Origin of the sequence: Kitasatospora sp. NPDC093558 (assembly GCF_040683475.1) — a bacterium.
Taxonomy (GTDB): domain Bacteria; phylum Actinomycetota; class Actinomycetes; order Streptomycetales; family Streptomycetaceae; genus Kitasatospora.
The window spans coordinates 1-2346 of sequence record NZ_JBFBDY010000854.1; the positions used below are offsets into that span (position 1 = coordinate 1).

At 74.6% G+C, this 2346-nt stretch carries 1 protein-coding gene and 1 pseudogene; both read right to left on the minus strand.

All coding sequences use genetic code 11. The features are described 5' to 3' along the window. Nucleotides 1-43 precede the first annotated feature (43 nt). Entirely contained in the window at nucleotides 44-1153 is a 1110-nt protein-coding gene (locus AB0O00_RS36090; RefSeq protein ID WP_363658933.1) for a cytochrome P450, read from the minus strand. A 296-nt stretch (nucleotides 1154-1449) separates the two neighbouring features. Beyond that, nucleotides 1450-2346: pseudogene (locus tag AB0O00_RS36095) on the minus strand (formate hydrogenase); the annotation flags it as partial.

Here is a 2346-nt window from a genome sequence, read left to right on the forward strand (position 1 = left end):
GTGGCGTCGATCCCGACGCCCGCGTCGATGTCCATGGGGCCTCCTACCAGGCGACCGGCAGCTCGGACATGCTGCCCTGGAGCACGTACGGGGGATTGACCTTCACCTGCCCGGCGGGCACCGCCAGCCGGAGCGTCGGGACGCGCAGCAGCAGGACGGTCAGCGCCGTCTCCATGACGGCCCTGGCCAGGTTCTGGCCGACACACTGGTGGACGCCGTAGCCGAAGGCGACGTGCCGTCCGGCGCGGCGGCCGATGTCGAGGGCGTCGGGGTCGTCCCAGGCGGCGAGGTCGCGGTTCATCAGCATGAGCGAGACGAGGACGCCGTCGCCCGCCCTGATGGTGTGCCCGGCGATCTCGACGTCCGCCGTGGCCACGCGCGGCAGGACGTCGGCCACCGACGTGAGGCGGGTGAGCTCGTCGACCGCGCCGGGGAGCAACTCCGGTGTGTGGCAGAGCCGTTCGAGCTGCTCCGGGTGTTCCAGCAGGGCGAGCACCGACGCGGCGATCGTGCTGGAGGTGGTGTCGTCCCCGCCGGTGAGGAGCACCATGCAGAGCGCGGCGAGCTCGTCGCGGTCCATGGCGCCCTCGGCGGCGGGCCCCGCGAGCAGTTCGTCGATCAGCCCGTCGCCGGGCCGCTCCTCCTTGCGGGCGATCAGGTCCCGCAGGCGGTCCAGGATCTCGTCCAGGAGCCTGCGGGCCGTCTCCGGCCCGTCTCCGACGGCGGGGGAGAGCAGCCGCCGGCTGCGCGTCCCGATGTAGCGGCCGTCGTCCTCGGAGACGCCCAGCAGCGCGAGGTTCGCCGTGCAGGCCAACGGCAGGGTGTAGGCGGAGACCAGGTCGGCGTGGTCTGCCCGGGCGAGCATCGCGTCGACGAGCGTCTCGGCGATCCGCTCGATCTCCGGGCGCAGCGCGGCGATCCGCCGGATGCCGAAGCCGGGGATCACCGGTCGCCGCTGGCGGGCGTGTTCGGGGTCGTCGACGCCGCTCAGCGGAGCCTCGAAGGCCTCCTGCGACTGCTCCGCGAACAGGGGGGTGAGGGACGGGAACGCCGGGTGCCGGACGCTGACGGAGAGCCGGGGATCGAGGAGGAGGGCCCGCCCCTCGGCGCTCCCGGAGACCAGCCAGACCTCCCGGCCGTCGTGGAGGGTCACCCGCGACAAGGGCCCGTCCGCGCGCAACCGTTGGTAGCCGTCGGGCATGCGGAAGGGGCAGTCCCGCGCCATCGGGAAGGCGGGGGCCTCGACTTCACCCGATCGTGGGCCGGCCGTCGCTGTCACGGGCTTCCTCGCCTCCCGCCGGGGGAGGGCGGCCAAGGAGTCCGGGCGCCCCCTTGGCCCATCCCACCCCAGGCGCATGGTGCCGATACGAATCAGTGGATCGATCATGCCAGATCCGCCCCACGAAGAAGCGGCGTCGGACCGTCGCCGCCGCCGGCCTCGTCGAGCGGTCACAGGTCGTTGCCCGCGTAGGACAGGTTGAAGCTCTTGTTGGTGAGCGGGAAGTCCGGGACGATCGTGTCGGCCAGGGCGACCGGCAGGGCGGGCCAGTTGAAGAAGGACGGGTCCACGACCTTGACCCGGGTGAACGTGCCGTCGGGGGCGAGTTCGACGCGGGTGGTGATGGTGCCGCGCCAGCCCTCGGCGATGCCCACGCCGGAGCGGCGGGCGGGCACGTGCGGCGTCGGGTCGACGGCGGCGCCGGGGGCGAGCGTGCCGGCGAGGCGGGTGATCAGGTCGAGGGCGTCCTCGGCCTCCTGGGCGCGGATGGTGAAGCGGGCGAGGACGTCGCCGGCCTCGAGGACGCGGGTGACCGGCAGGTCGCCGGGCCCGTCCGGGTCGTCGGGGTCGTGGAGCGGGTGGGCGTGGCGTGCGTCGGTGGCGAGGCCGCTGGCGCGGGCGACGTAGCCGAGGCAGCCGAGGTCGCGGGCCGCCTGCAACGGCAGGATCGCGGTGCCGGTGAAGCGGTCGCGGATGGTGGGGTGCCCGAGGGCGAGCTCGACGAGGCTGCGCACGTCGGCCCGTACGGCCGCGAGTTCGGCGGGCTCCGGCAGCGCGCGGAGGACGGCGCCCCCGAGGACGACGCCGCCGCGCAGCAGCCGGTGGCCGGTGACGGCGTGGTTGAGGCGGAGCAGGCGTTCGCGGACGCGCCAGGCGTGGGCGTGGAGGATGCCGTGGCCGACGTCGTTGCACAGGGCGCCGAGGTCGCTGACGTGGTTGTGGAGGCGTTCGAGTTCCAGCAGCATCGCCCGGGCCCGCCCGGCCCTCGCGGGCGCCCGCAGCCCGAGGGCCTCCTCGACGGCCAGGCAGTGGGCGAGGGCGTGCCCGACGGCGGTGTCGCCGCTGAC